At 51.5% G+C, this 458-nt stretch carries 1 protein-coding gene; it reads right to left on the bottom strand.

What is annotated here, in order from left to right; translation table 11 throughout:
• Window positions 1-458 (bottom strand): Ig-like domain-containing protein (locus tag Q1A08_RS21370; RefSeq protein WP_299776423.1); only part of this gene is annotated, 458 nt, incomplete at both ends.

The following is a 458-nucleotide window of genomic DNA, read 5'->3' as shown; positions in this document are numbered from 1 at the left end:
TCGGTTGCGCTTAAGGTGCCGTTTCCAAGATCCGGTTTCTCCGGCGCTACAGTGTCCACGGTAATCGTGTAAGGACCGGTTACCGGACTCTCTTGACCATTAGCCGCTTTGGCATCAGCGTAGAAGTTGTAGTCACCATCAGCCAGCTCTTGCGCCGCCGTTGGTGTATAACTCCAGTTACCCTGACCATCGCTGGTGGTCTCGAACAACTTAGTGCCACCGTTAGCTGGATCACCATCGTAAATACGGATGGTGGCATTCTTAGGACCGGTACCGGTAATGGTTGGACGGTTATCGTTGGTGATACCTTCATGAGCGATGGTTTCATCCGGACCACCCGCTACGGCAGGCACATCATCAATCACACTCACAATACTTGGCGCACCTGGTGTTGCCGTATCGATATCAAAGTTTAATGACGTCGTCTCATTGGATTCATTACCCGCTTTATCAACGAC

This window comes from uncultured Pseudoteredinibacter sp., assembly GCF_947500695.1.
In the GTDB taxonomy this organism is placed as follows: domain Bacteria; phylum Pseudomonadota; class Gammaproteobacteria; order Pseudomonadales; family Cellvibrionaceae; genus Pseudoteredinibacter.
Note: the sequence above shows the minus strand (reverse complement) of the source record. Positions and strands in the feature narration are given on the sequence as shown.